The organism is Acinetobacter sp. WU_MDCI_Abxe161, from assembly GCF_025514355.1.
Classification (GTDB): domain Bacteria; phylum Pseudomonadota; class Gammaproteobacteria; order Pseudomonadales; family Moraxellaceae; genus Acinetobacter; species Acinetobacter pittii_E.
This window is the reverse complement of the sequence record NZ_JAHPTU010000004.1, coordinates 295,280-320,987: the sequence shown is the minus strand read 5'-3', so window position 1 is coordinate 320,987 and position 25,708 is coordinate 295,280. Positions and strand designations below refer to the sequence as shown.

Below are 25,708 nucleotides of genomic sequence, written 5' to 3'. Positions count from 1 at the left end.
TCATTATTGCCACAGGTGAAGGCGCCAAAGCATCACTCTCTGCGTTTGATTACATCATCCGTTCTGGGCAGTAAAATTTAATACTAAAATGAAAGAGCCAAAGGTTATCCTTTGGCTCTTTTTCTTTTTATGGTTTATATAAACCATGTTCGACCAAATGTTCTCGTAAAATACGACGCAGTTCTAATACAGCTTGTGGTGTAAGCTGGATTGAATGACCACCAGGAAGAACTTTTTCTGACTTTGCTCCGTCTAAGTGAGCACTTTTATAGGGAACAATACCATCGGTAATCACATTTGGGTCATCACTCTTAGTTATATTTCCCATAATTGAATGGAAAACTAATCCTTGGTGCGGATTAATATCTTTTGTGAGCTCCATAAATTTAGATTGATGACTTAGATCGCTTGGTCCATTTTGAATCAAACCATTGTCAATATTACTCAAGAAATCTTTGACGTCTAAATTTTCGGTTGTTAGCGAGGTGGCTACAGCCGACAAAAATGCACCCGGTAAGCGAATAATTTTACGCGCTGCCAAGGTAAACCAACGATCTGCATAATCTGTACCTCGATGAGGGGAAGCTAAGAAAATTGCGCGATCAAAATTATTGATTGAATGCATTTGCAATCGTTCAGTAATCATTGGATGTTTTTTAAAGCGATTTTGCTGGCGGATCGTCATTAGCTCTAAGGCTGGTTTAGTAATATCTCCATCACTCACCAGTAAACGGCTAATAATACCTCCCATGCTATGTCCTACAAGAACAGCATCATGGGCGGCCGGGTCGCTTGGGTTTAGCGAACTAAAAGCTTGTTTGAGTAGTGCATAAATTTGGAAACGGCTTTCCAAAATTGGCATGTTAGTTGAATAGAAAACTTGCCAAACTTGATAATTGTCTCTTAATACCGTATCGCCCATAACATCATTGGTGAGCGCAATCCAAGCTTCGGGGCTACTTGCCAAACCATGCACTAATACAATAATTTTCTTATTTGGATTGTACGGTTCAAGCATGTAGAGGTGCGGCATAGTTAAATGCTGATCGCGGTCAATCAGACTTAAATAGGCTGCGACTCCTAGGTTGTTTTCGGCTAACCATAGACCATAAGGCGCTGAAAAGTTAGCAGCTAGAGGATATTGTTTACCAGCTACCTTAATATTATCTGTCCGATATGGGTCATAAACTCGGATTACGAATTCAGGATTATTAATAATTTCTTCAACAGTATTTGCGTGTTTTGGTTCAGCTACAATCGTCGCAGCTAAGTAGCGTGCATGATGAATATTTGGATTCACACCATTTTTATAATTGTATTTAAGGGGATCTAAAATATATTCATTAATATCTTCGCTTCCTGAACTCGGGAAAACAGCCACAAATTCAGACCCAAAGCCATCACGGCGGTTAATAGTTCTTAAACCTGAAAAATTTAAGTTATAACTTGAAATTAATTTTTCTAATTTTTGACCTGTTAACTGTCTATGAAACTCAAAGTCAATTGAGTAAACACTTTTACCAATGTGAATTTGTGGTTCAACCACATTTTTCTTGGGGTGCCTTAAATCATAAACACTGACCATTTTGGCAATTGCTTGATTATAGAAGTCGCGAATTTGAACCTGTCTATTATCAAAAATACGGTCATTAGGCTGACGTTTTGTTGAAAATAGATACGCGTAGCTATAACGAATACTTTTATCGAGTAAATTTAATTGCTGGTCTAAGCAGTTATCATAACTATTCTGGATACTCTTTTGTTCTTCTTCAGATTTATGTTTGGTAAATCTACTTACTTTGCAGTCAGAGCTATCTGATAAAGCCATTGCTTTTGCGAGATACATCTCACTTGCAGCCGATAAGAACTGTTCATCTAAAATTTGAGGAAGGTTTTTGAGTTGATTTACACAGGTTTCAGGGGTGTCTGTACAAACTTTAGCTTCCTGACCCGACATAGATAAAACATTCAGGCTTGCTTCACTGAGTTTATCTTGCGTAAGAATACTATTACGTTCATTTGCAATCGTTACATTTAAAGCTTGCTGTTTAACATTTACGACCTGACATCCACTCAGAATTGAACCGAGTAGCATGACCGTCAGCAGTGTTTTGTTTCTTTTTATTGAAAACATTAGGGTCAAAATATAGTGGCTCAATGGTAGGTAGATCATACAAATTTTAAAGTAATTTTCAAATGATCAAATATAAAAAAGGGCTGTCAAAACAGCCCTTTTTAAATCATTAAACTTACTTTTTAGGTGTTTGAGTAGGAGTAGCCGGAGACATAGCCGGGTTAGTCAAAACTTGCCATACATTCCAACGACCTTGTTTTTCAATTTCTTGAATTAAACGATCAGCAACTTCCGCCTCATCTGGATATTTAACTTTATAATTTTTCAGTGTCTGAATCGCGTTTTTCTTTTGCTCCATCGCAATATAGTTATTGGCTGCAGCTAGATATGCTTCTTGAACATTACCTTTAATGGCTTTGTCTAAATATGGAATGGCTTCACGTTGGCCGCCACCTTCAGATAAACCAAAACCAAACCAGAAATTTGTTTCCGCATCATCTGGATTAATTTTTAAAAGTCTTTGAGCATATTCTAAAGATTTAGTGGTATGAACAGTACCTAAATCAAGGTTACGTGCAAGAACACTTGCTTTAAAAGCACGAAGTAGAATATCAAATGATGCATTTTCATTTGCAGCAAGTGTATCGAGTTGCTGTGTTACTTCTTTAAGCTTACTTTCAAAGCCTTTACGTTCCTGACGGTCAGTAAAGCGAGGTGGGTAGTGACGTGCTTTACCTTCTACTAACTGTAAGAAGTCATCAATAGACGTTACATCAATTTCATTCTCACCCGCTAAAACTGCATATTTCATTGAGCGTTGTGAATTATTTACAGTCGGAACAATGAGTTTGTTGACGTCGAGAGTAAGCTGTTTGGTCGGATCATCTTGACGATTAACCACCATTTTTGTTACAGGCTGTGCAGCAGCATCTTTTAATGCAACTTCAAATGCCGGTGGCTGATCATAGTTAAAAGGATTTAGTGCATAAAAAGGAGGAGTAAGCTCTGGTTCCTTGAAAACAAAAGGCTCAATTTTTTGTTGTTTTACAGGTGCCATTGTACAAGCGGTTAAACTTGAGGTCGCAAGGAGTATATATGCCAAAGGCTTAAAATTCATAGGATCTTCCGTTCATTTTAGTAAAGTCAGATTTGGTACAGGTAAGTCTAGGAAAAGCTAAACCGACATGCAAGGGTAAGCGTGTTACATTATGAATCAAGAATATTACGTTTTTGATGTCTTGGTTTGCGCACCGCATTCACGACGAACTTCTTCAAGAATTTTTAACTCTTCATCGCTAAAAGGTTGCTGATCCTGACTTTCTTTTTTAAAACTAGGGTCTAGCTCTGATAAACGCTGACATAAATTATTCATACGTGTTTCATTGTGCTGAATACGATCAAGTAAAACTCGCATACCGTCTAAAATAGGGTCTGACTGATCAGCAGCTGTGGTCGCATATGGGGCGAAACCAATACTTTGTGCATAATCACGACGACGTTCTTCATCTTTATCTTTAGTTTTGTCTGCATCTTTATAAATATAGCGAGCAGGGTTGCCTACAGCAGTCACACCGGCAGGAACCGCTTTAGTCACAACAGCATTTGAACCGACTTTTGCACCTTTACCCACCGTAAACGGGCCTAAGATTTTCGCACCCGCACCAACCACCACGCCATCTTCTAAAGTTGGGTGGCGTTTACCAGTCTTCCATGTTGTACCACCTAAGGTTACTCCATGATAAAGCGTTACATCGTCGCCAATTTCAGCAGTTTCACCAATCACAACACCCATGCCATGATCAATAAAAAAACGCTTACCAATTTTAGCGCCTGGATGAATTTCAATACCTGTTGCAAAACGACTAAATGAAGAAAGTAGGCGAGCTGCACCTTTACAATCTTTTTGCCATAATTCATGCGCGACACGATGCATCATAATTGCATGAATGCCAGGGTAGGTGGTAAGAACTTCGAGTGTATTGCGTGCAGCAGGATCTCGCGCAAATACAGCCTTTATATCTTCTTTAAGCTGTTTAAGCATTGGGTTGATCCTCCTTGTCAGATAATGCTTTTTTCCATTTACCACTTGTTAGGGCTTGTACACGACTAAAAATACCGCGAAGTAAATGATATTCCATACGATCTAATTGTATACGACCAAATAAACGACGCAAGCGTAAAGGTAATAAACGTGGATTGTCTGGATCTAAAAATTCAATTTCAGTCAACATTTTTTCTAGATGAGGATAAAACTCTTCCATTTGTTGCTGAGTCACCAATGGTTCATCCCATTGCATGCTTTGACCTTGAACTAATGGCATTTCTTCTGCATCTTGGTCCACGTTTTGTTGTTCTAGAGCAGACATGCGAAGTTCGTAACATACGACTTGGATTGCTTGCGCAACATTTAATACGCCATAGTCCGGATTTACAGGAATTGTTAAATGATAATTGGCCAGTGCTAATTCTTCGTTTGTTAAACCACGATCTTCACGGCCAAAAACAATCGCAATTTGTTGTCCTTGAGTGGTGGCTTTAATGGCTTCTTTAGCTGCAGGTCGTACATCAAGTAGAGGCCAAGGAATGGTACGGCTACGTGCACTTGTTCCAAACACTAAATGGCAATCTTTAATGGCATCTTCTAAAGTATCTACAATCTCAAGATGTTCAAATAAATCTTGAGCACCAGCAGCGAGTGCTTGTATATCTGGATGCGGATATGTTTTTGGAGCAACCAGAACTAATTTAATTAGTCCCATTGTTTTCATGGCACGTAAAGCGCTGCCAATATTAGCAGGCAAAGTGGTATTTACCATGACAATACGCACTTGTGCTAACTGTTTTGACACAGTGGTGGGATCAAACGAACTCATAAGATTTCCAGAAATTACGAATATTGAGAAACTTCGCTTTGGTATAAATCCAATGCATCGTCCATGGACATGCCTGAAGGAGGAGAGGCAACAGTTTGCGGACGGACAGGTTCTGCTGCTTTAGCTGCTTTCGACTTTACTTGATATTCAATGTAAATATTATCTTTACCAAAATAATCTCTGAGTTTAGCAAGTAATTCATCTAGAGGAGCGACTTTCCATTGCGGACCAAGTTGAAGCTCTGCTTGAGCATAAGGTTGATCTATCAGGAGTTGTAAGGTGATATGTTGATGCATATCTACATTGCAAAATGGCAAGATAATATTTTGCAGATCTTTTGCCAAAGTAGCTTGCATAAACTCTTCTGCTAATTTGATCTGAATGCTATTGGCACGTTTTTGTCGTATTTCATTTAAAGTAAAGGCTTTGTTCAAACGTCCCATTGGACGATCAAAGCCTTCTCTTTCATAAATTTCGCCTTCAAAGACGACAACACGCTCAACTTGGATAATATCTTTAAAACGTTGGAAACGTTCATGATTGCAACTTACTTCAATACGAGCGGTACCGTCATCTAGTACGATAACTACGCGGTTTGGAAAGTTTGCAACGTCAATCACTAATCCTGCATAAACTGTTGTAACACCACGACGTGTAGCCGTAATTTCATTAAGTTTTACAGGAATAAAAGCTTTAAGTTCTTGTCGGTAAACATCAATTGGATGGCCCGTTAAATATAACCCAAGCGTATCTTTTTCGCCTTTTAGACGAACTTCATCACTCCACGGTTTTACCGGTTTAGCTGGTTTACGTTGAACTTCTTCAACTTCACCAAATAAATCCATAATACCGCTTTCACGGTTACTACGCGCTTGCTCGGCAGCTTGTACAGCTTCAGGCAATTGTGCCATCAGGCTTGCACGTTCGATTCCTAGGCAATCGAGTGCTCCTGCACGGATTAATGCCTCTAAAGTACGTTTATTGATTTTCTTCAAATCAATACGATGGCAAAAATCAAATAGATCTGTATAAGGGCCAAACTGTCGACGAGAGTCAATCACGGACTGCATCGCTTGCTCGCCAACACCTTTAATCGCACCTAAACCATATACAATCGTTTTATCATCGCTCGCATGGAAGTGATAAGTCGACATGTTGACGGATGGTGGTAAAACTTCTAGGTCATTATTTCGGCAGTCATCAATTAAAAATACCACACTGTCGGTGTTCTGCATTTCCGATGACATTACAGCTGCCATAAACTCTGCAGGATAATGAGCTTTTAACCATGCAGTATGGTAGGCAACGAGGGCATAAGCAGCAGCGTGAGATTTGTTAAAACCATAGCCTGCGAACTTTTCCATATAGTCAAAGATATGGTTGGCTGTACTTTCGTCAATCCCTTTTTCAGCAGCACCTGCTAAGAAAATTTGACGCTGCTTAACCATCTCCTCAGGTTTCTTTTTACCCATTGCACGACGTAGTAAGTCAGCGCCACCGAGTGTATAACCCGCACATATCTGTGCCGTCTGCATAACCTGTTCTTGGTAAACCATAATCCCGTAAGTTGGTTCTAATACACCTTCAAGAAGGGGGTGAAGATATTCAAAATCCCCACCATGCATACGGTGAATAAAGTCAGGAATAAGATCCATTGGACCAGGACGGTACAATGATACGAACGCAATAATCTCTTCAAATTTACTTGGACGTGCTTCTTTAAGCATTCGTTTCATGCCGACGGATTCAAACTGGAATACCGCGGTTGTATTTGCATCGGCAAAGACAGAATATGCTTTAGCATCATCAAGTGGAACATGCGAAATAATGAGTGGATCATTACTATCGCGGTTTTTATTGATATTTTGAATTGCGTCTTCAATAACGGTTAAGTTACGTAAACCCAAGAAGTCGAACTTAACGAGACCAGCTGCCTCTACATCGTCTTTATCGTATTGCGCAACACGGCTGGTTCCGTCTTCATCACAAAGTACAGCCGAGAAATCGGTAATCTTACCTGGTGCAATGACAACACCACCAGCATGTTTACCGGTATTTCGGGTAATACCTTCTAATTTTAATGCCATTTCCCAGATTTCACTGGCATCGTCATTATCTGGATTAGATGGATTGGTAACAATATCTTTAAGCTGAGGTTCCATCTCAATAGCAGTGGCTAAGTCTACACCGAGTGGTTTAGTAGGTACCATTTTTGAGATACGGTCAGCTAAACCGTAAGATTTACCTAATACACGGGCAACGTCCCGAATAGCACCTTTTGCTGCCATCGTACCGAAAGTTGCAATTTGCGAAACGGCTTCACGTCCATAAGTGCGTGAAACATAATCAATAACGCGATCACGTCCAGCAATACAGAAGTCGACATCAAAGTCGGGCATCGAAACACGTTCTGGGTTTAAGAAACGTTCGAAAAGTAGATCGTAACGAAGAGGATCAAGATCGGTAATTTTTAAACTATATGCTACAAGAGAACCCGCACCTGAACCACGGCCTGGACCCACAGGAACGCCGTTATTTTTTGCCCATTGAATGAAGTCCATGACGATAAGGAAGTAACCCGGGAACCCCATTTTCAGGATAATACCGACTTCATAATCAATTCGTTCATCGTAAGGCTTACGAATTTCTGGCCAGTCTTCGCCACGTTTTTCGACAGGGTAAAGATAATCTAAGCGTTCTTCTAAACCTACTTTTGACAAATGTTCAAAGTAAGTGTCGATGGTAAAACCATCTGGAATTGGATAATCAGGTAAAAAGTAGGTGCCAAGTTGTAGGCTAACATTACAGCGTTTTGCAATGTTATAGGTGTTTTCGATAGCACTTGGGATATCAGAAAACAATTCGATCATTTCATCGGATGTTTTAAAGTGCTGTTCAGGGCTATATAAACGTGGACGACGATCATCTGCTAATACATAGCCATCAGCAATACAAACACGAGCTTCATGTGCTTCAAAATCTTCTTTTTCTACAAAGTGCACATCATTATGCGCAACTACACCCACATTATATTGGGCAGCAAGTTTAGCGGCTTCTTGAATAAAATCTTCTTCACCTGGACGGTCAGTACGTGTTAGAGCAAGATAAACACGATTACCAAATTTTTCGATCCATGCTTCTAAAAGAGGAGCTGCTTTTTGAGGGTTAGATGAACAAAGCATCTGACCCACATCACTATGCTGGCCAAGTAAAACGATAATATCTTGATGCTGTTCAAGTACCCACTCTTTTTTTACACATGGAATACTGAGTTGTTGACCTTCAATAAAACCGCGTGAAACGATCTCGGTCAGACTTTTCCAGCCTACATTACTCATTGCAAGTAAAGTTGCACGATGTTGTGCATCATCAAGGCGGATTGTGCTACCTAAAAGCGGTTTAATCCCTTTTTTTAAACAAGAATTATAAAATTTTACCGCTGCATGCAGGTTTGAAAGGTCGGTTAATGCCAGCGCAGGCATTTGGTCTTTAACCGCAGCGTTGACCAAGTCAGGTATGCGAACTATCGACTCTGTAATCGAAAATTCTGTATAAATACCGAGATGAACAAACTGCATAAACCAATCCTTAATACGACTGCAGCATAGTTTAGCATGCAAAGTTAAAACGAAATGCTTAATATTTTGGCAAACTGTTAAGGATTTTATTATTTAAGAAGAATGATTTGAACATCTATTGTACAGATTTAATATAAAAGAGCTTATTTTTATTAAATAGGACCAGTCCAAACCTTATGTTTGGACTGGTTGAAAAGCTTAGTACTGCCAGAACATGCGTTGAATTTCTTTCGTATCATTCGTCTTAGTAAGAGCTAAGGCTGCAAGAAGACGCGCTTTTTGTGGGTTTAAATCATGTGCTGCTACCCAACCATATTTAGAATCAGGTTGTTCTGCATCACGTAATACAAAACCTTGTGCAACACGTGACGAACGGATAATTTGGATACCGTTTTTGTCGTGAAGATTTTGTAAGGTTGGTACGATATATTTTGGTACAGAGCCGTTACCTGTACCAGCGTTAATAATCGCTTTAGCACCAGCTTTTGCATACGCTTCATATGCATCTGGAAGCATAGAGTCCGAACCATAAACGATCTGTACAGTTGGAAGTGTATCGCCTTTAATATTTTCAATATTAAATTCTGAAGCATTGGTATGACGTTTTACAGATTGTCTGAACCAGTACGGCTTGCCTTCAACTAATGTACCTAAAGCACCCCATTGGCTAACAAAAGCATTTGTATGGATGTTAATGCCTTTAGTCACATCACGTGCAGCAAAAATAGAGTCGTTCATGAGAACCATAACGCCCTTATTTTTTGCGTCATCGGAAGCTGCCAAAGCAACTGCACTATAAAGGTTAAGCGGACCATCTGCTGAAAGAGCAGTTGAAGGACGCATTGAACCAACAAGTACAATTGGTTTATCAGTATGAACAACCAAATTTAAGAAAAATGCTGTCTCTTCTAAAGTATCTGTACCGTGTGTAATCACGACACCATTAACAGATGGCTTTTTTACAAGTTCATTAACTTGACGAGCAATTTCTAATAATTCCTTATCAGTAATACTCTCAGAAGCGATTTGTAATGCTTGAATACCAGTTACATTTGCTAAATCTTTGATTTGTGGAACTGCATTGATTAGCGTATCAACAGGAACCTTTGCAGCAGTATAAGTTGCACTGTTTGCCGAGCTTGCGCCAGCACCAGCGATAGTACCGCCAGTTGCAACAACAACAACATTATTTTTTGCATAAAGTGGGAGAGAGCAGGCTAATAAGCCCATCGCTAAACCTAAAGATTTAACAGTTTTAGTCAACATCGAAAATATCCTTATGAAGTGACGAAGTAAAAGTTTGTTGAATAAGTCTGCTTTTCCTAAGCAAAATACATACCATGTAAAACATATTCATAACTTGTTTGAATAAGAAGCATCCCTGAATAGCATTTTGTTTCATCAACAATAGCTTAGTCATTGCTTTTATTTAGCGTTAATAAATAACATGAATAAAATAAAAAATCTATTAAGTTTTTCTAATTTATCTCGATTTGTTTATTTTTTAATATAAGTAAAACAAATGATTTTTTTATCTTTATAAAATTAAAAAATAATAGGAGAGATAGAACTTTAATTTACTATTTGGTGTTTTTATGTTATTGATTTTTATTGTTATAATTTGATTTAACTATTTTTTATAATTTTTAGAAATGAACTAAATATTAATTTTATTAAATTAATATAATTAAGCGCGAATAAAATGAATTAAAAATTAATCATTTGATATTTATTTTCAATAATATAAATTTTGTTTGCGTAATTTTTATTCTCTTTTTAAGGTTTAATTTAAGAAAATTTAATAGTACTTTAAAATCATTATTTAATATAAAAATATGTGCGTATTTCTAACCCTTAAATTGAGAATAAAAAAAAGAGCAATTTTATAAGGTCATATAAAATTGCTCTTAAGTTGGGAGAGTGGGAGAAAAGAGAAACTTAAGCGATCGTTTGTTCTTGAGTTGATTTAATTAATACAGATTTTGGTAATTCTTCAGTATCGGTCACTTTGTCGCCTTCAAGCTTGGCAACAACTGCGGTCGCAATACTGTTACCTACTACATTTGTTGCAGTACGGCCCATATCAAGGAACTGATCGATACCGAGCAATAAAAGGATGCCAGCTTCAGGCAAGTGGAACATGGTGAGTGTTGCTGAAATAACGACAATTGAAGCTCGTGAAACACCTGCAATACCTTTACTTGTTACCATGAGAGTTAACAAAATTAAGATTTGTTGAGTAAAGCTAAGATCAATGTTGTACGCTTGAGCAATAAAGAGTACTGCAAACGTGGTGTACATCATTGAACCATCTAGGTTAAAGGAATAGCCTAAAGGTAATACGAAGCTCGTTACTTTCTTAGGCACACCAAACTTATTTAGTGCATTCATTACTTTAGGGTAGGCTGATTCGCTTGAAGCTGTAGCAAAAGCGAGCGTTACAGGTTCACGAATTAATTTGCCTAAGCGAAAGATATCTTTTTTAAGTACGATTGCACCGACAGAGAATAAGATGATCCACAGTAATAAAAGACCGAAGTAGAACTCTGCGATTAAGATGCCATAATCAACAATCAAGCCTAAACCTTGTACTGTAATTGCTGAAGCGATTGCTGCAAATACTGCTACAGGTGCAAACATCATGACGTAATCGGTAATGCGGAACATGATCTTGCTTAGTTCATCAGTCAAACGAATAATCACTGAATCTTTTTCTTTGCCTTGATTTACAAAAGCGAGAGCTGAACCAAAGAAAATAGAGAAAACAAGGACCTGTAAAATATCATTATTTGCCATTGCTTCTGCAATGCTGCGAGGGAACACATGGCTGATGAATGATTGCAGGGTAAAACCACTCGTTGTTGGAAGAGAAGCGCCACTCAATTGCTGAGCTGTTGGTAATGCTAAATCTAGAGCCGCACCAGGTTGGAAAAAGTTTGCTAAGCCCATGCCGATCGCAAGCGATACAAACGAGGCGGTAATGAACCAAGTCATCGACTTAACAGTAATACTGCCGATTGATGTTGATTTTCCCATTGAGACAATGCCCGAAACAATTGTGGCAAATACCAATGGAGCAATAATCATTTTGATAAGACGTAAAAAGATGTCTGTACCAATATTGAAATAAGAAGCGATCTGTTTGAGTTGTTCACCTTCATTGAAGAAGTGGTGACAAATCCAACCTGTTAGTACGCCAAGTAAAATAGCAATAACAATATACTTGAGCAATTTCTTTTGCTTCATATGAACCTCTATCCATTTGATTCAATCATCCTTTGATGGGATTTGGATAATTGAAAGCTTTCCTTGTTAGTTCAGTCCGGTCGTTTTAACGATTTTATCTTCCTAGATCTGTATCTGTTTTAACCGAATCGAATATGGCGATGTTGTTATGGAGAGGGATTGTTGCTCGATTTTGAAGCAGTGTGAAATGCAAAAATATATTGTACCATGCATTTTTTGCATAATAAAAATTGGCTAAGTTAACAGAATATAAGTAATTTTGAACGTATGGTAAAAAATATATGGATAAAAACGTGCACTATCTTTTACACTTAAAAAAATGAATAGGTGTACAAAAATATTTTAACTTCAATATCTTATTTTTGGAGAGTAAGGTGTGGAGAAGATCTGTGATTCTTCTTTTACAAAAATGAATAAACCAGAATTATAAAAAAGGCACCTAGTTTAAGATGCCTTTTTTATTATGCATTTTTTTTAACGACGGTTGGCTAAGAAACGGCCTAGTCGTGTAATTGCTTCACGTAATTCATTTTCGGCAGGTAGGAAAACCACACGGAAATGATCGGGTGTTGGCCAGTTAAAGCCCGTACCTTGAACCAATAAAACTTTCTCTGCGCGCAGCAAATCAAGCATTAATTTTTCATCATCTTCGATTGGGTAGATGTTTGGATCGAGGCGTGGGAAACAGTACATTGCTCCATCTGGTTTTACACAGCTCACCCCAGGAATCTCATTAAGCATTTCCCAGGCGATATTACGTTGCTCGTATAAACGGCCACCGGGACGGATCAAGTCATTAATAGATTGATAACCGCCTAGGGCAGTTTGGATTGCATATTGAGCTTGAACGTTTGCACATAGACGCATTGATGCCAACATGTCTAAACCTTCGATATAGTCGGCAGCACGGCTTTTATCGCCAGTGATTGCCATCCAACCTGAGCGGAAGCCTGCAATACGATAAGCTTTTGATAGGCCGTTAAAAGATACACAAAGCTGGTCGCCCGCTAATGATGCTACTGAAACATGTTCAATACCGTCATAAATAATTTTGTCGTAAATTTCATCGGCAAATAAAATTAGATCGTATTTTTTCGCAAGCGCTACAATCTGTTCAAGAATATGACGTGGGTAAACTGAACCAGTCGGGTTATTCGGGTTAATGATGACAATACCACGAGTACTCGGAGTAATTTTACTTTCAATATCAGCAATATCCGGATACCAGCTATTTTCTTCATCACATTTATAGTGAATTGCTGTACCACCTGAAAGATTAACTGCTGCTGTCCAGAGCGGATAATCCGGCATTGGAATAAGCATTTCATCTCCGTCATCTAATAGGCCTTGCATAGCCATGACGATGAGTTCAGACACACCGTTACCCACATACACGTCATTAACGTGCATATTTAAGATACCTTTTTGCTGGTAGTACTGGCAGATCGCTTTACGTGCCGGAAAGATACCTTTTGAATCTACATAACCAATCGCATTTGGCAGGTTTAAAGCAACGTCATTAATAATTTCTTGTGGTGCTTCAAAGCCAAATGGAGCAGGGTTGCCGATATTCAGCTTAATAATTTTATGTCCTTGCTCTTCCATTTCATTGGCGGCTCGCAATACTGGTCCGCGAATGTCATAGCAAACATGCTCAAGCTTCGATGATTTTTTAATTTCTCGAGAAGTTGGCATAGATTGGAGAGTAGCAGTATTTTTAGACATAGCTGGATTCACTTTTGCATATCGGTATAAATAACTTTTAAATGTTTTAACTGTTACCAAATTCAGATCATGTTGATCTCTCAATAGTTCAACAATTTTTTCGTGGGTAAAACCCGATTGTTGATACTGTTTGATAACAGGTAATAGTTGCTGGAAAAGCACACTTTTTTTCTGAGACATGTTTTGTCCTGTACAACCGTGCCACACAAGAATAGCACCATCTTTGCTTCCTTGAAAGAAAATAAAATGTAAATTTGCTTACTTTTGTTTTTATATTTTGCTTACTTTTTGCTTTCTGTAGCTTAGATGTTTAAATTCCAACAATTTTTACGTTCAGAGACTAGTGTTTTTTTGATGAATGGCGTAAATATAAAATACGTTTATCAATTTATGTTTACATCAGAATAAAAGGTGCAGGTCATGGGAAAAGTTAATAAAACAGACCGAGAATGGCAAAGAGAGTTATCACCTGAAGAATATCGGATAACGCGACAAAAGGGCACTGAACCAGCATTTACGGGGCAATACTGGAATACGAAGCAACATGGTACATATGTATGCCGTTGCTGCGGTGCAGAATTGTTCTCATCAGATACAAAATATGACAGCGGGTGCGGCTGGCCAAGTTTCTTTCGTCCGATCAATGGTGCTGTCATTGATGAACATGAAGATTTAACGCATGGTATGGTCAGAACGGAAATAGTTTGTCATGATTGCGAGGCTCATTTAGGGCATGTATTTGAAGATGGACCACAGCCGACTGGTTTGCGCTATTGTGTAAACTCGGCATCATTACAACTGAAAACACAAGAAAAAAATGATGAGGAAACCTATCCATGAGTAATATTTATCAGTTTGAAGCTGAGCTATTAGAGGGTGAAGTTAAGCAATTGGCTGATTACAAAGGTAAAGTTTTACTAATTGTAAATACTGCAAGTAAATGTGGTTTTACACCACAATTTGCTGGTCTTGAAAAGCTTTATGAAAAATATAAAGATCAAGGATTAGAAATTTTAGGTTTTCCCTGCAATCAGTTTGGTGGGCAGGATCCGGGAACTAATAAAGAAATCGGTAGTTTTTGTCAGCGTAACTATGGGGTGAAATTTCCCATGTTTGCTAAAGTTGATGTAAAAGGCCCGGAAGCCCACGTGATTTTCAGATATTTAACACGTGAAGCTAAAGGTATTTTAGGCAGTAGTAGTATTAAGTGGAACTTCACCAAATTTTTGGTAGGTAAAGATGGTGCTGTTCTAAATCGCTATGCACCTACGACTAAACCAGAAGCTTTAGAAGCTGACATTGAAAAAGCATTGGCGAGTTAATCGTTTAAATGAGCGCTATTCCTCCAGCCTTTGAGTTTTGGCAAGATGGGCGAATGCCTTATGTTGAAACTAGAAGGTCTTGTTTTAGCCGAACATGTTATAAGTCACATAGTCACCCAACCTTTTCTATTGGGGCTATCGATGAAGGGAATAGCGTTTTTCAAAGCTCATTTGGTACGTCCCAAAAGATTAGTGCTGGTACTTTGGTTATTGTACCGGCACATATTGAGCATTCATGTAATCCTTTGCCAGATCAAGCTTGGAGCTACCAGATGCTACATTTGGATATCTCATGGCTTAAGCAATGGTTTACAGAGTTTCAAAAAGAGGGCTTTGATTTAAATTTACCCCAGCATAGACCCCTTATTATAAAAGATGAGTCTTTATATCAGGCTTTTTCTGATATGAATGAGACTTTATTCGACCCTCAAAAGTTAATTATTGAAAAAGAACAATCATTGATTTATTGCCTTACTCAATTATTACTCCCTCATTTCATATTAGAAGAAATACAGAAAACTCAATATTTGTATGAAGATTTCTTGGACTTAATTAATATTATTAAATTGTCAGAGCGATTTATTTCTTTAGAAGCGCTTGCTGAGCAGGTAGGCCTGAGCCGATATGCAATCATTCGTTTATTTAAAGCCAATGTTGGCCTAACACCACATGCATTTCAAATTAATTTAAAAATTAATCAAGCTAGAGCCCAGTTGAAACAAGGAATTTCACTCGTAGAATTGGCAATAAATTTAGGTTTTAGTGATCAGAGCCATTTTCATAAAGCTTTCAAAGCGCATACAGGAATCACTCCTCGTCAGTTCCAACTTGCAGCCGCGCAATAATTTACAAGAAATTAATTTTCTCTATTTTTAAGCTATTCCATACAGTTTTAAAGATGAAATCGTTATGGAAGTTTTTTTGGTTATTGCCTTTACCCATTTTTTAGCGTTGTTATCTCCAGGTCCAGATTTTTTTCTTATTCTTACTAGTCTTTTGCAAAAAGGTCGCCGTTATACCTATGGTGTTGTTTTAGGAGTTACCTTGGGCAATGCCTTGATCTTAATGGTTTGTCTATTTGGATTTATGATGCTTGGCAATTTAAGTACAACCATTCTTTTAGTACTTAAATGGATGGGGGCTGGATATTTAGCTTATCTGAGTTTTCTTTGTTTTAAAGCAGCCCAAGGTGCTAACGTAAATATGACGGTTGAAGAAAATATTTTGGTTAAACAAGAGTCCAGTTATAAAAGTAAGATTAAAAGCTTAGCTTTGGGTTTGCAGTCCAGTCTTCTAAATCCTAAAAATATAATGTTCTACAGCAGTTTAATGCTGCTTATTCAAAAGGATTTTAGCTTATTTCAAAAATTGCTCATGAGTATATGGATGGTCGGAGTGGTTTTAATCTGGAATATCTTATTGGTTAAACTACTTGCTCAGGGACGAGTTTTAGACAAAATTAAGCGCTCTGCGACAGGTTTATACTATTGTTCTGGTATCGCTTTTATTATTTTTGCTGTACTTTTGATTACATATAAATAGTGTTATAGCCCAGTTGTACGACCTGAGAAAAGGCTGTACAACTGGTAAGAAGACGCTTACAGAATCGCTTTTAAGCGTTTAACCACTTCTTCACATTGTGCTAAGTCTGCCACTAAAGCCATGCGTACATGGTTGGCGCCTGGGTTACCTTGCTCGGTATCACGAGATAAATAACGACCCGGTAAAACTTTAATGTGTGCTTTTTCCATAAGCATTTTGGCAAAAGTTTCATCATTATCGACTTTTAACCAGTAATAAAAACCAGCGTCTGGCTTTTGTAATGGAAGCAAATGACCTAGCTCTGATTGAAATAAGTCAAATTTTGCACGATATTGCTTACGGTTTTCTTCAACATGATTTTCGTCATTCCATGCTGCAATTGATGCAAGCTGATGTTGAACAGGCATTGCCGCGCCGTGATAGGTACGGTATTGCAAATATGGTTTTAATAGTTCAGCATCACCCGCTACAAAACCTGAGCGTAGACCCGGTAAATTTGAGCGTTTTGAAAGTGAATGGAAAACGATACAGTTCTTATAGTCATCACGACCAAGTTCAGCACAAACTTCTAATAGACCAGTAGGTGCTTGGTCGAACCAAAGTTCTGAATAGCACTCATCGGAAGCAATAACAAAATTATATTGATCAGATAAGGCAATCAGCTTTTTGAATTGTTCTTTAGAAAGTACCGTACCTGTTGGGTTACCCGGTGTGCATACAAAAAGAAGAGCTGTCTTTTCCCAAACTTCGGCTGGTACAGCATCAAAGTCGCCTAAGTAACCATTTTCTTCAGTGCAATTAATGAAGTAGGGCTTTGCACCAGCAAGTAATGCGGCACCTTCGTAAATTTGATAAAACGGGTTTGGCATCACCACATAAGGTGCATCTTCACGATTAATTAACGCCTGTACAAAAGAGAAAATACCTTCACGAGTACCAGAAACGGGCAAGATGTGATTTTCAGCACTAATACTGTTAAGTTTAAAGCGCTTGGTTAACCAATCTGCAATGCTTTGGCGAAGCTCAGGTAAGCCTTTGCTGTTTGGGTAAGTTGATAGATGGTTAAAGTTATCAATAATAGCCTGTTTAACAAACTCTGGTGCTGGATGCTTCGGTTCGCCAATTGATAGAGGAATCAAGGGAAGGTTGGCAGGAGTAGTATCCTTAAAAAGTTGGTTTAACTTTTCAAATGGATACGGATGTAATAACGACAAGCTAGAGTTCATTAAACAGTTACCAAGTAGTTGAGTTTCAGTGCTGACAAATTTGATTAGATGCTTCATCTAATGCAGCTTTCAGTTTTTCCGAGAAGAGTTTGACCTCTTCGTTATTCAGCGGTTTTCCATCCTTTTTGGTGACAAAGAAAATATCTTCGGCACGTTCACCTAAAGTTGCGATTCGAGCTGAATGGATGTCTAAACCTTGCATCATAAATAAACCACCCACGCGTGCAAGTAGGCCGGGATGATCGAGTGTTGAAATTTCGACCATATTTTGCTGTAACGCTTCATTCAATGTTACATCGACTGTATTTTCAATATCAAAGTGACGTAATTGACGTGGAATACGGCGCTGCATGAGCCCCGGGTATTGATCTGGTTGGCTAAGTGCCTTCACTAATGCATTTTTAACCGTTTCTTCACGTTCTGGGTCAGTAAGTAATGTACCGAAACGATCAAGTACAACATAGGTGTCTAAGCTAAAAGCTGTACTTGCTGTGATAATTTTTGCGTCCTGAACGTCTAAGTTCATTCGGTCTAAAACAGCAACAGTGGTGGCAAACAGGTTAGGTTGATCGCGTGTATAAATAAAGATTTGTACTGCATCTTGAGCTGCTTTACGGTGAGCACGCAAGAGGACTAATGGCTCAGGATTATCGCCATGTTTTAAAATGGCTTGTGTGTGCCATGCAATTTCATCTGCCGATTCTTTAATGAAGTATTCATCACCAAGTTCTTGCCATACTTTTTCGACATCTGCCAATGAGAAGTTATTTACCAATAATTCACTGGCTGCAAATTTGGTATCTTCAATCAGCATTTGATAATCAACAGGACGACCTAATCCAGTACGGATTACATCACGAGCATGCGTATAAAGTTGACGCATGAGAGAGGCGCGCCATGTATTCCAAAGTTTTGGATTTGTCGCATTAATATCGGCAACTGTTAAGGTGTATAGATAATCAAGATGCTCCATATCACCAAGTTTTTCAGCGAAATCTTTAACAACATCCGGATCAGAAATATCTTTTTTCTGAGCTGTTAAAGACATGAGTAAATGGTTTTGAATGAGCCATGCAATTAATTTGCATTCACGTTCTGTAAAGCCATGTGCACGTCCAAACTCAATAGCATCTTCTGCACCAAGTTCACTATGGTCACCACCGCGACCTTTTGCAATGTCATGGAATAAAGCAGCAATAAACACAATATCTTGACGGGCAAGACGTTGGAAAACAGAACTTACCACAGGGAATTCTTTAGCGAATTCGGGTTCTCTAAAGCGGTTTAAATTGCGAAGTAATAATAATGTGTGAGCATCGACTGTATAGATATGGAATAGGTCATATTGCATAAGACCCATAATTTGGCCAAAAGCAGGGATGTAGTTTCCTAAAACACCATATCGTTTCATCGCGACCAAGGTATCGTATAGACGATACGGTGAGCGAATAATCGACATAAATAGTGCTTGATGCTCAGGGTTATCACGATAACTTTGGTTAATCCGTTTCGCAGCAAGAATGAGTAAGCGCAAAGTTCGAGCGCGAATGCCTTCAATATCTGGTCGATTGGCTAAAATATAGAACAGCTCTAAAATTGCGCTTGGATGTTCTGCGAATATTTTATGATGTTGTACCGCAAGTTTATTGTCGACAATTTTAAAATGATTATTAACTTCTTCAATTTTGCGTTCGTAGTTTGGTAATCGAGGGGTAATAACCGATTCGCTAAAATACGCCAGTAGCATTTCATTGAGGGTTGAAACCTGTTGCGCCGTACGGTAGTAGCGTTTCATGAACTGTTCAACACCGTAATTTACAGGTTGACCTTCTTGGCGCACATACCCAAATTTAGCGGCGATCTCTCTTTGGTGGTCAAAGAGCAAACGGTTTTCATCACGTTTGGCTAAACGGTGTAAATGGTGACGGATTTCCCAAAGAAAACTTTCAGCTTCTTCTAAAACTGCAAGTTCAAACTCTGAAATGAAACCTAAATGCACTAAGTCATAAATACGGTTTACTCGGAAGTGGCGTTTAGCAATCCAGCCAATCTGGTTAATGTCACGGATACCACCCGGTGCATTTTTAATGTCAGGTTCTAAATTACTTTCAGTATTATTGTGTTGGTGATAACGCTTGGCTTGCTCTGCCATTTTTGCGTCATAGAATGTTTTATCTGTCCATGTTTGCGAAACGATACGGCGAGGCCATTTCGCAAGCTGACTATTACCCGTAATTAATCGCGCTTCAATTAAAGTGGTTGCAACGGTTAAATCGGTCGCGGCTTGTTCAACACAGCTTTGAATGGTGCGAACGCTAATACCGGGTTTGAAATTACCCACATCCCACAAAGAAGAAATAAATGTAGAGATGCGTTTTTCATTTTCTTCGTTAATTTCATGTTCCGATAAAATCATGATATCAACGTCAGAATAGGGCAACATTTCACGTCGCCCATAACCACCTACCGCAAATAAGCCGAGTCCAGTCTGGTCTAGTTCGGCATGTTTCCATAAAAAGATCAGTGCTTCATCAACGAGGTCTGAGCGCGCTTTAATTACATCCCGAATAGATTGCCCATTTTCATATGAATCTTGCAATTGCTTTTCTACATCCGTTCGCCACTGATTAATGGCTTTAATATCATGATGGCTTGTAACGTAGTTCAACAATGGCGATGTATTGATCATGAAAATGGGTCTACCAATAAATAAATATTAAGAGTTGGTTTTTACGCTTACTTGATCAGCGGTTTCTTTCGCTAAAGTACGAGCAAGATCGGTGTTTTCTGCACGTGCCGTTGCGACACCCATACGACGGCGTTTGAAACCTTCTGGCTTACCAAACAATCGTAGGTCAGTATCTGGATTGGCTAATGCTGTATTTAAACCGCTAAAGCTTAAATTGTTGGCATCTACACCCGCATAAATCACTGCACTTGCAGCTACACTATGGCGCGATGTATTCACAGGTAAACCTAAAATCGCACGGGCATGTAACTCAAATTCGCTTTGAAATTGCGATGCTAGTGTTACGAGGCCAGTGTCGTGTGGGCGAGGTGAAACTTCACTGAACCAGACCTTATCGCCTTTAATAAACAGCTCTACACCAAAAATACCACAACCACCCAGTGCTGTTGTCACTTTATTTGCAATACGTTTTGCTTCTTCAAGTGCAGCCGCAGTCATGGGCTGAGGTTGCCAGCTTTCTACATAATCACCGGCATCTTGGCGGTGACCAATTGGATCACAGTAATGAGTTTCGATTTCACCAGTTTCAGGGTTTTTAGCACGAACTGTAAGTAAGGTAATTTCAAAATCAAAGTCAATTTGAGATTCAATAATGACCGTGCCTTGGTTAACCCGGCCACCTTGCATCGCATATTCCCAAGCAGCATCGACCTCGTCAAAGCTTTTCACACGAGACTGACCTTTCCCTGAAGATGACATGACTGGTTTTACAAAGTTTGGATAACCAATATCATCACAAGCAGCACGGAAACTTTCTAGAGAGTCAGCAAAACGATAAGCAGAAGTAGGTAAACCAAGCTCTTCAGCCGCAAGACGACGAATGCCTTCACGGTTCATGGTGAGATTTACAGCTTTAGCAGAAGGAATCACAGTTGCGGTTTGGCTTGCTTCAATTTCAAGTAAAACTTCTGTCGCAATTGCTTCAATTTCAGGGACAATTAAATTCGGTTTAATTTTTTCGATGAGCTGTTTTAACTCAGTTGGATCGGCCATGTTGAGCACATAAGAGTAATGTGCAACTTGCATGGCTGGTGCATGATCATAACGGTCGGCTGCATGTACTTCTACACCAAGGCGTTGTAAGGAAATTACAACTTCTTTGCCAAGCTCTCCTGAACCTAACAATAAAACTTTAAAAGCAGAAGATTGAAGTGGGGTACCGAGTGTCACGCTCATGCGAATCATCCTGACAAAATTATTTTTTTAAGCATAGCAGAACTTATGGTTGAGTTAAGCCTTATAACGCATAAAAAAAGTAATTTTGTCGGACAATTAAAAATGTACTTTTTAGATATTCACTTGATAGTTTAAGAGCAACTCATCTCCATTTTTACCACGGATGCCCCAATTTTCCTTAGGTGTTTCAAAAATAGTGATTTCGATATCTTGAGGTGCAATTTTGCATTGTTCTTGAATATTGCGAAATAGAGTTTGAATGAGTTGTTTTTTAGTCGCTGGACTGCGGCCTGCAAACATTGAAAGCTCGATAATAATATAATGTTGGCTTCGGTCAGAAGGGTAAATGAAGTTCCCTGGTTTAAGGCTAATAAAACGTTGAAATCTTTTCTCAACAGGATATTTCAATTCTTCAATAAGTGCTTGATGGATTGCATGAGAAAGCAGTTCTCGATACTGCATAATGGTTTGTTCATTTGCGTAAATTTTAACTTGTGACATTTTTATCTCTATTAAGTAGCTAAGGTTATCTTTTTAATCAATTCAAAAATTAGATTTTTCAAGCCAGAAGTTTCAATCTTAAATACTTCTGGCTAGGTTTTATTTTATATAAGGAAGATCAGTTTATCTATTTATAAAGGTAAATATGTATAGATGAGGCCATAAACAATTGCAGCAGTTAAAGTTGCTGGTACGATTTTCTTAAATTTAAAATAAAGACCTGCTAAAACTAAAAAACCGATCAGCATCGCTAAGCTTTTATCTGGCGTTTCAAGGAGTGGTGGAAGAGTTGCAACCACAAGCATAGCGCTAATTGCAGAGATACCAATACTTCCTAAAGCAATTTTGATCCAGACTGAGCCGCGTCTTTGCTGCGAACCCTGTAATTTTTGTATTACAAAAAATGGCCCGAAACGTGAAGCAAAGTTGGCAATACCCACAATAATGCCTACCAGAATAATTTCTAGGTTCATATTAAACCTCAACCTCATCATGCTGTTTCAGCACGTAGTGTTTAAACAGACCAGCTAAAATGCCTGAAAGAATACCAATAAAGATAGCCGCTGATAAGTTAATCCAATAACAGGCCAAGGCTGAAACTAATAACGATACAGCAACAACAAGGCTATGCTTTCGCTCAAAGGCCGCTAATAAAAAGCTTAAAAATAAAGCAGGTAATAAGAAATCTAAAGCTGCTTGTAAAAACTTTGGAAGATGAGAGACCTGATCTGCAAATAATCCGCCTAACAAAGAACCGGTTGCCCAAGCCATCCAACTAAATAGACTTAAACCCAGCATCCATGACTCAGACCATTGCTGTCTGCGCTGCGACAGTTGGATCATTCCGCTGGCAAAAACTTCATCCGTTAAGCCCCAAGCCCACACTGCCGTTTTCTTAAGATTTAATTTATTGGGAATCAAGTTGTATAGAGCAGGTCCATAAAGGACATGGCGAATATCGAGGGCAATAACTGTTAATGCTGTTAGCCAGATGGATGAACCACTAGCCAAAAGTGCAACAACCAAAAATTGGCTAGCGCCAGCATACATTGAGCAAGATAGAAAAAAAGCTTCCCATGGTGTAAAACCGAATTGAGAGGCAGAAACGCCAAAGGCAAAAGAAACGGGTAAATAGGTGAGTACGATAGCTTGGCTATCTTTGGCGCCTTGCCAAAAAGTTGCCGTTTGGGCAGGCATCAATTGTTGTTCGGACACAATACACCTTGGCAATAAACCAAATGATAAAAATACTTGAAAGATTGAGTATTGTAGCCGAATTTAATAGCATAGTGCCGAAATGTTTAATCGGCAGTTTGATATGTTCAAGGCAAAGATTCGTTTAGTTTATATCGCCATGATGTGTGCAGGTATTTTTACATTGCAGGGCTGTGATAATGGTAATCAAGGTGCAGAAAAAAAAGTAGAAATTAAGCCAGCACCGAAACTAACCAATGATGCAACTGTTTATGCTCAAAAAGCATGGACATTAATTAACACGGTTGAGCATTTAGTTTATGAAAAGCAGCTTAGCCAAATCGATGACAAAGTTCGTAAACCGTTACGTCAATTAAGTACAGACTGGCGTATCAATGTAAAAATGACAGATTCGGTCACTGAAGGAAAATATGCGCTTTGCCGTAAAGCTTTAACGAGTCTAGATGTATGGGCGCGCGAAACGCTTGAAAATAATAGTTCGGTTGCTCAAAAACAGGCAGATTATGAGCGTGATAAACAGCAGTGTAAGGAAGCGATTGAAAATCCGAATTTAGGAAACACATCTCCTAAATAAAGCCTATACATATAAAAAAGCGAGATGATCAATCTCGCTTTTTTGCTTTAAACGATAATAGGTGAATGTTAATTACGGTTTTGTTGCAGCTTTAGCTGTGTTTGCAGTTTTTACAGCATCTTGCTTCATTTGGTGAGTCATTTGATGTGATTCATGTTGTGCATGAGTCGCACTGGTCATTGCGTCATGTTTTTGCGTAGTTAAATCTTTTTTTACATCCTGTTTAGTTTTAGCTGCTTCTTTCTTCACTTTTTGAGCGGTAGCTTTTCCATGTACTGCTACACATTTTCCACCTTTATGATTTGGTCCTGTACCACCTTGTAGTTGAGTTCCTTTAGGACATGCAAATGCCGAAACACTTAACATAGCCAATACACCTGCTGTAAGAATTGTTGATAATTTTTTCATGTTAATCAGCGCCTTGTTGAGTATTATTGCTCAGCTTGAGTGTAGGGTGAAAATATCTGCTTTAACACATTTATTTTGTGGAAATAGAGTTTGAACAATGTGTTGTTTTGCAGTGTTATCTAATTTTTTAATTTAATTTTAAGTTTTTATTATTTAGCCGCTTTTAAAAAATTAGGATTGTGCTTGAGCAACTCCTTTCAATCTCTCAATATCTAAAATCTCAATTTTTCTAAAAGCAATTTTGATGATCTTTTGCTTTTCGAGTAGGTTCAGTTCATGATTGATCGTTTGCCTAGATGTGGTCAGCATATTTGCCAACTGTTCTTGAGAAATATGAATTTGACGATCTTGAATAACAATATGATTGCCATATCCTTCTAAAATGAACAGAAGACGTTGAGCCAGCCTTTGAGAAATACTGCGTGTTTGTATCGCAATCTGTTCTAAGAAAACATACCTGAGTTTTTGGCTGGTTAAACATGCAAAGTAGTACCAATAATAGGGATTTTCTTTGAGTAGTTCATTTAAAGGTTTTGCGGGAACGTGCAGTACTCTACTTTTTTTCAAAGCAATTGCGTCATGTGAACGCGGCTCATGGTCAATCAATGATATTTCACCAAACCACATAATCGGCTCAGCAATAGCAGAAAGAGCTTCATTACCGTTTACATCGACATAACCCAAGCTAATTGAGCCTTCAAGTACGGTATAAATGCCATCAAATACATCTTGAGCATGGAAAACATAGCTATTTTTCTCAAAGGTGATTTGCTTGCCATGTTCTAAAATAAAGTTTTGGAATGTTTCTGGAAGCACACTAAACCATGTGTTTTCTTTTAGTCGGTTAATATAAATTAGGTCCAATATCCGGTCATCCATGAAAAAATTCTTTACTTTGTCAAATAGCTGACAACTTTAAGTTTTCCTTATATGTACAGTATCACTATATGTAAGTGAATAGGGAATAACTCATGTCAAATCTGGAGCAACAGCTTAGCAAATATGCGGCTTATCATTTAAATCATAAAAATATTTTGACGCATTTTATTGGTATTCCTCTCATCGTGTTTTCAATTTTGTGTTTAACCGCAAGAGCAGGCATTGATATTGGTAGTTTTAAGCTTACTTTAGCCATGGGGCTGATTGCAGCTAGTACCATCTATTATTTTATTTTAGATAAAGTATTTGGCTTACTCATGCTCGTTCTGTTAGTCGCTGTGTATCCACTGGCGAGCCAAATTTCCCAGTTACCTTTAGGACAATGGTTAGCGGCAAGTATTGGTTTCTTTGTGGTGGGTTGGGTCTTTCAATTTGTGGGACATTATTTCGAAAAGAAAAAGCCAGCTTTTGTTGATGATGTGATAGGACTTGCGATAGGGCCATTATTTGTATTGGCAGAATTTATATTTATGTTAGGTTTTAGAAAGCCTTTGCATGCGCGTATTTTACAAGAGGCGCGCAGTAAACGAGAGATGATGGATGTAAACCATTAAATATAA

General features: G+C 38.4%; 22 protein-coding genes. 6 read left to right on the top strand and 16 right to left on the bottom strand.

Annotated elements, in window-relative coordinates; all coding sequences use genetic code 11:
- Positions 1–127: 127 nt before the first annotated feature.
- The 8 genes from KTI78_RS06900 to KTI78_RS06865 all read right to left on the bottom strand — a co-directional run bounded on the left by KTI78_RS06900 (position 128) and on the right by KTI78_RS06865 (position 13,676).
- Positions 128–2,134, bottom strand: a complete 2,007-nt coding sequence (locus KTI78_RS06900; RefSeq protein WP_239975983.1) for an esterase/lipase family protein — start codon at positions 2,132–2,134, stop codon at positions 128–130.
- A 115-nt stretch (positions 2,135–2,249) separates the two neighbouring features.
- Positions 2,250–3,191, bottom strand: a complete 942-nt coding sequence (locus tag KTI78_RS06895; RefSeq protein WP_016141290.1) for an ABUW_2363 family tetratricopeptide repeat lipoprotein — start codon at positions 3,189–3,191, stop codon at positions 2,250–2,252.
- 105 nt (positions 3,192–3,296) lie between these two features.
- The gene (gene cysE, locus KTI78_RS06890; protein WP_016141289.1) at positions 3,297–4,115 is read right to left on the bottom strand and encodes a serine O-acetyltransferase; all 819 of its coding nucleotides are present in this window, start codon (positions 4,113–4,115) and stop codon (positions 3,297–3,299) included.
- On the bottom strand, positions 4,108–4,947 hold the full coding sequence (locus tag KTI78_RS06885; protein WP_262445615.1) for an RNA methyltransferase: 840 nt from the start codon (positions 4,945–4,947) through the stop codon (positions 4,108–4,110). The genes cysE and KTI78_RS06885 overlap by 8 nt, the downstream gene beginning before the upstream one ends.
- 14 nt (positions 4,948–4,961) lie before the next feature.
- Positions 4,962–8,525, bottom strand: coding sequence for a DNA polymerase III subunit alpha (gene dnaE, locus KTI78_RS06880; protein ID WP_262445614.1), 3,564 nt, complete (start codon positions 8,523–8,525; stop codon positions 4,962–4,964).
- A 198-nt stretch (positions 8,526–8,723) separates the two neighbouring features.
- Positions 8,724–9,791 carry a type II asparaginase gene (locus KTI78_RS06875; protein WP_063098673.1) on the bottom strand — a complete coding sequence of 356 codons (1,068 nt, stop codon included), beginning with the start codon at positions 9,789–9,791 and terminating at the stop codon, positions 8,724–8,726.
- Positions 9,792–10,463: 672 nt separating this feature from the next.
- A complete protein-coding gene (locus tag KTI78_RS06870) occupies positions 10,464–11,771 on the bottom strand; it encodes a dicarboxylate/amino acid:cation symporter (protein WP_262445613.1) in 1,308 nt (435 codons plus the stop codon).
- Between the two features lie 474 nt (positions 11,772–12,245).
- Complete coding sequence (locus KTI78_RS06865; protein ID WP_239976780.1) at positions 12,246–13,676, bottom strand: pyridoxal phosphate-dependent aminotransferase; 1,431 nt, start codon at positions 13,674–13,676, stop codon at positions 12,246–12,248.
- A 240-nt stretch (positions 13,677–13,916) separates the two neighbouring features.
- Here KTI78_RS06865 and msrB point away from each other — a divergent pair, with 240 nt between their 5' ends.
- The 4 genes from msrB (at position 13,917) to KTI78_RS06845 (ending at position 16,360) form a co-directional block, all read left to right on the top strand.
- Positions 13,917–14,336 carry a peptide-methionine (R)-S-oxide reductase MsrB gene (msrB, locus tag KTI78_RS06860; RefSeq protein ID WP_016141284.1) on the top strand — a complete coding sequence of 140 codons (420 nt, stop codon included), beginning with the start codon at positions 13,917–13,919 and terminating at the stop codon, positions 14,334–14,336.
- Positions 14,333–14,818: a glutathione peroxidase gene (locus KTI78_RS06855; protein ID WP_016141283.1), complete on the top strand. Its 486-nt coding sequence runs from the start codon at positions 14,333–14,335 to the stop codon at positions 14,816–14,818. Before msrB ends, KTI78_RS06855 begins: the two co-directional genes overlap by 4 nt.
- 8 nt (positions 14,819–14,826) lie before the next feature.
- Positions 14,827–15,663, top strand: a complete 837-nt coding sequence (locus tag KTI78_RS06850) for an AraC family transcriptional regulator (RefSeq protein WP_224991720.1) — start codon at positions 14,827–14,829, stop codon at positions 15,661–15,663.
- 64 nt (positions 15,664–15,727) lie between these two features.
- On the top strand, positions 15,728–16,360 hold the full coding sequence (locus KTI78_RS06845) for a LysE family translocator (protein WP_224991721.1): 633 nt from the start codon (positions 15,728–15,730) through the stop codon (positions 16,358–16,360).
- Positions 16,361–16,416: 56 nt separating this feature from the next.
- Here KTI78_RS06845 and dapC read toward each other — a convergent pair whose 3' ends face one another.
- The 6 genes from dapC to KTI78_RS06815 all read right to left on the bottom strand — a co-directional run bounded on the left by dapC (position 16,417) and on the right by KTI78_RS06815 (position 23,209).
- Entirely contained in the window at positions 16,417–17,586 is a 1,170-nt protein-coding gene (gene dapC / locus KTI78_RS06840; protein ID WP_057077514.1) for a succinyldiaminopimelate transaminase, read from the bottom strand.
- Between the two features lie 25 nt (positions 17,587–17,611).
- Positions 17,612–20,275 carry a [protein-PII] uridylyltransferase gene (gene glnD, locus KTI78_RS06835; RefSeq protein ID WP_224991722.1) on the bottom strand — a complete coding sequence of 888 codons (2,664 nt, stop codon included), beginning with the start codon at positions 20,273–20,275 and terminating at the stop codon, positions 17,612–17,614.
- A gap of 27 nt (positions 20,276–20,302) precedes the next feature.
- Entirely contained in the window at positions 20,303–21,520 is a 1,218-nt protein-coding gene (gene purT / locus KTI78_RS06830) for a formate-dependent phosphoribosylglycinamide formyltransferase (RefSeq protein WP_262445612.1), read from the bottom strand.
- Between the two features lie 102 nt (positions 21,521–21,622).
- Positions 21,623–22,012 carry a tautomerase family protein gene (locus KTI78_RS06825; RefSeq protein ID WP_016141277.1) on the bottom strand — a complete coding sequence of 130 codons (390 nt, stop codon included), beginning with the start codon at positions 22,010–22,012 and terminating at the stop codon, positions 21,623–21,625.
- Between the two features lie 131 nt (positions 22,013–22,143).
- The gene (ygaH, locus tag KTI78_RS06820) at positions 22,144–22,485 is read right to left on the bottom strand and encodes an L-valine transporter subunit YgaH (RefSeq protein ID WP_057105800.1); all 342 of its coding nucleotides are present in this window, start codon (positions 22,483–22,485) and stop codon (positions 22,144–22,146) included.
- Position 22,486: 1 nt separating this feature from the next.
- The gene (locus KTI78_RS06815) at positions 22,487–23,209 is read right to left on the bottom strand and encodes an AzlC family ABC transporter permease (RefSeq protein WP_224992014.1); all 723 of its coding nucleotides are present in this window, start codon (positions 23,207–23,209) and stop codon (positions 22,487–22,489) included.
- Positions 23,210–23,330: 121 nt separating this feature from the next.
- Between KTI78_RS06815 and KTI78_RS06810 the strand changes: the two genes are divergently transcribed.
- Entirely contained in the window at positions 23,331–23,801 is a 471-nt protein-coding gene (locus KTI78_RS06810) for a hypothetical protein (RefSeq protein ID WP_025470320.1), read from the top strand.
- Positions 23,802–23,873: 72 nt separating this feature from the next.
- On the opposite strand, the gene KTI78_RS06805 is transcribed toward KTI78_RS06810, so the two are convergent.
- Together KTI78_RS06805 and KTI78_RS06800 are read right to left on the bottom strand one after the other, a co-directional pair.
- Positions 23,874–24,209, bottom strand: coding sequence for a hypothetical protein (locus tag KTI78_RS06805; RefSeq protein WP_016141273.1), 336 nt, complete (start codon positions 24,207–24,209; stop codon positions 23,874–23,876).
- A 171-nt stretch (positions 24,210–24,380) separates the two neighbouring features.
- Positions 24,381–25,088, bottom strand: coding sequence for a Crp/Fnr family transcriptional regulator (locus KTI78_RS06800; protein WP_262445611.1), 708 nt, complete (start codon positions 25,086–25,088; stop codon positions 24,381–24,383).
- Between the two features lie 92 nt (positions 25,089–25,180).
- On the opposite strand from KTI78_RS06800, the gene KTI78_RS06795 reads away from it, so the two are divergent.
- Complete coding sequence (locus tag KTI78_RS06795) at positions 25,181–25,702, top strand: DUF962 domain-containing protein (RefSeq protein ID WP_224991726.1); 522 nt, start codon at positions 25,181–25,183, stop codon at positions 25,700–25,702.
- Positions 25,703–25,708 lie beyond the last annotated feature (6 nt).

What these genes read in the sequence shown, in the direction of transcription:
- cysE (WP_016141289.1), bottom strand. Translation starts at nt 4,115, where the DNA reads ATGCTTAAACAGCTTAAAGAAGATATAAAGGCTGTATTTGCGCGAGAT.
- ygaH (WP_057105800.1), bottom strand. Translation starts at nt 22,485, where the DNA reads ATGAACCTAGAAATTATTCTGGTAGGCATTATTGTGGGTATTGCCAAC.
- KTI78_RS06855 (WP_016141283.1), top strand. Translation starts at nt 14,333, where the DNA reads ATGAGTAATATTTATCAGTTTGAAGCTGAGCTATTAGAGGGTGAAGTT.
- KTI78_RS06815 (WP_224992014.1), bottom strand. Translation starts at nt 23,209, where the DNA reads ATGCCTGCCCAAACGGCAACTTTTTGGCAAGGCGCCAAAGATAGCCAA.
- KTI78_RS06795 (WP_224991726.1), top strand. Translation starts at nt 25,181, where the DNA reads ATGTCAAATCTGGAGCAACAGCTTAGCAAATATGCGGCTTATCATTTA.
- KTI78_RS06865 (WP_239976780.1), bottom strand. Translation starts at nt 13,676, where the DNA reads ATGTCTCAGAAAAAAAGTGTGCTTTTCCAGCAACTATTACCTGTTATC.
- KTI78_RS06825 (WP_016141277.1), bottom strand. Translation starts at nt 22,012, where the DNA reads ATGTCACAAGTTAAAATTTACGCAAATGAACAAACCATTATGCAGTAT.
- glnD (WP_224991722.1), bottom strand. Translation starts at nt 20,275, where the DNA reads ATGATCAATACATCGCCATTGTTGAACTACGTTACAAGCCATCATGAT.
- dapC (WP_057077514.1), bottom strand. Translation starts at nt 17,586, where the DNA reads ATGAACTCTAGCTTGTCGTTATTACATCCGTATCCATTTGAAAAGTTA.
- KTI78_RS06870 (WP_262445613.1), bottom strand. Translation starts at nt 11,771, where the DNA reads ATGAAGCAAAAGAAATTGCTCAAGTATATTGTTATTGCTATTTTACTT.
- KTI78_RS06805 (WP_016141273.1), bottom strand. Translation starts at nt 24,209, where the DNA reads ATGAAAAAATTATCAACAATTCTTACAGCAGGTGTATTGGCTATGTTA.
- KTI78_RS06900 (WP_239975983.1), bottom strand. Translation starts at nt 2,134, where the DNA reads ATGTTTTCAATAAAAAGAAACAAAACACTGCTGACGGTCATGCTACTC.
- dnaE (WP_262445614.1), bottom strand. Translation starts at nt 8,525, where the DNA reads ATGCAGTTTGTTCATCTCGGTATTTATACAGAATTTTCGATTACAGAG.
- KTI78_RS06895 (WP_016141290.1), bottom strand. Translation starts at nt 3,191, where the DNA reads ATGAATTTTAAGCCTTTGGCATATATACTCCTTGCGACCTCAAGTTTA.
- KTI78_RS06850 (WP_224991720.1), top strand. Translation starts at nt 14,827, where the DNA reads ATGAGCGCTATTCCTCCAGCCTTTGAGTTTTGGCAAGATGGGCGAATG.
- KTI78_RS06885 (WP_262445615.1), bottom strand. Translation starts at nt 4,947, where the DNA reads ATGAGTTCGTTTGATCCCACCACTGTGTCAAAACAGTTAGCACAAGTG.
- KTI78_RS06875 (WP_063098673.1), bottom strand. Translation starts at nt 9,791, where the DNA reads ATGTTGACTAAAACTGTTAAATCTTTAGGTTTAGCGATGGGCTTATTA.
- KTI78_RS06810 (WP_025470320.1), top strand. Translation starts at nt 23,331, where the DNA reads ATGTTCAAGGCAAAGATTCGTTTAGTTTATATCGCCATGATGTGTGCA.
- KTI78_RS06800 (WP_262445611.1), bottom strand. Translation starts at nt 25,088, where the DNA reads ATGGATGACCGGATATTGGACCTAATTTATATTAACCGACTAAAAGAA.
- purT (WP_262445612.1), bottom strand. Translation starts at nt 21,520, where the DNA reads ATGATTCGCATGAGCGTGACACTCGGTACCCCACTTCAATCTTCTGCT.
- KTI78_RS06845 (WP_224991721.1), top strand. Translation starts at nt 15,728, where the DNA reads ATGGAAGTTTTTTTGGTTATTGCCTTTACCCATTTTTTAGCGTTGTTA.
- msrB (WP_016141284.1), top strand. Translation starts at nt 13,917, where the DNA reads ATGGGAAAAGTTAATAAAACAGACCGAGAATGGCAAAGAGAGTTATCA.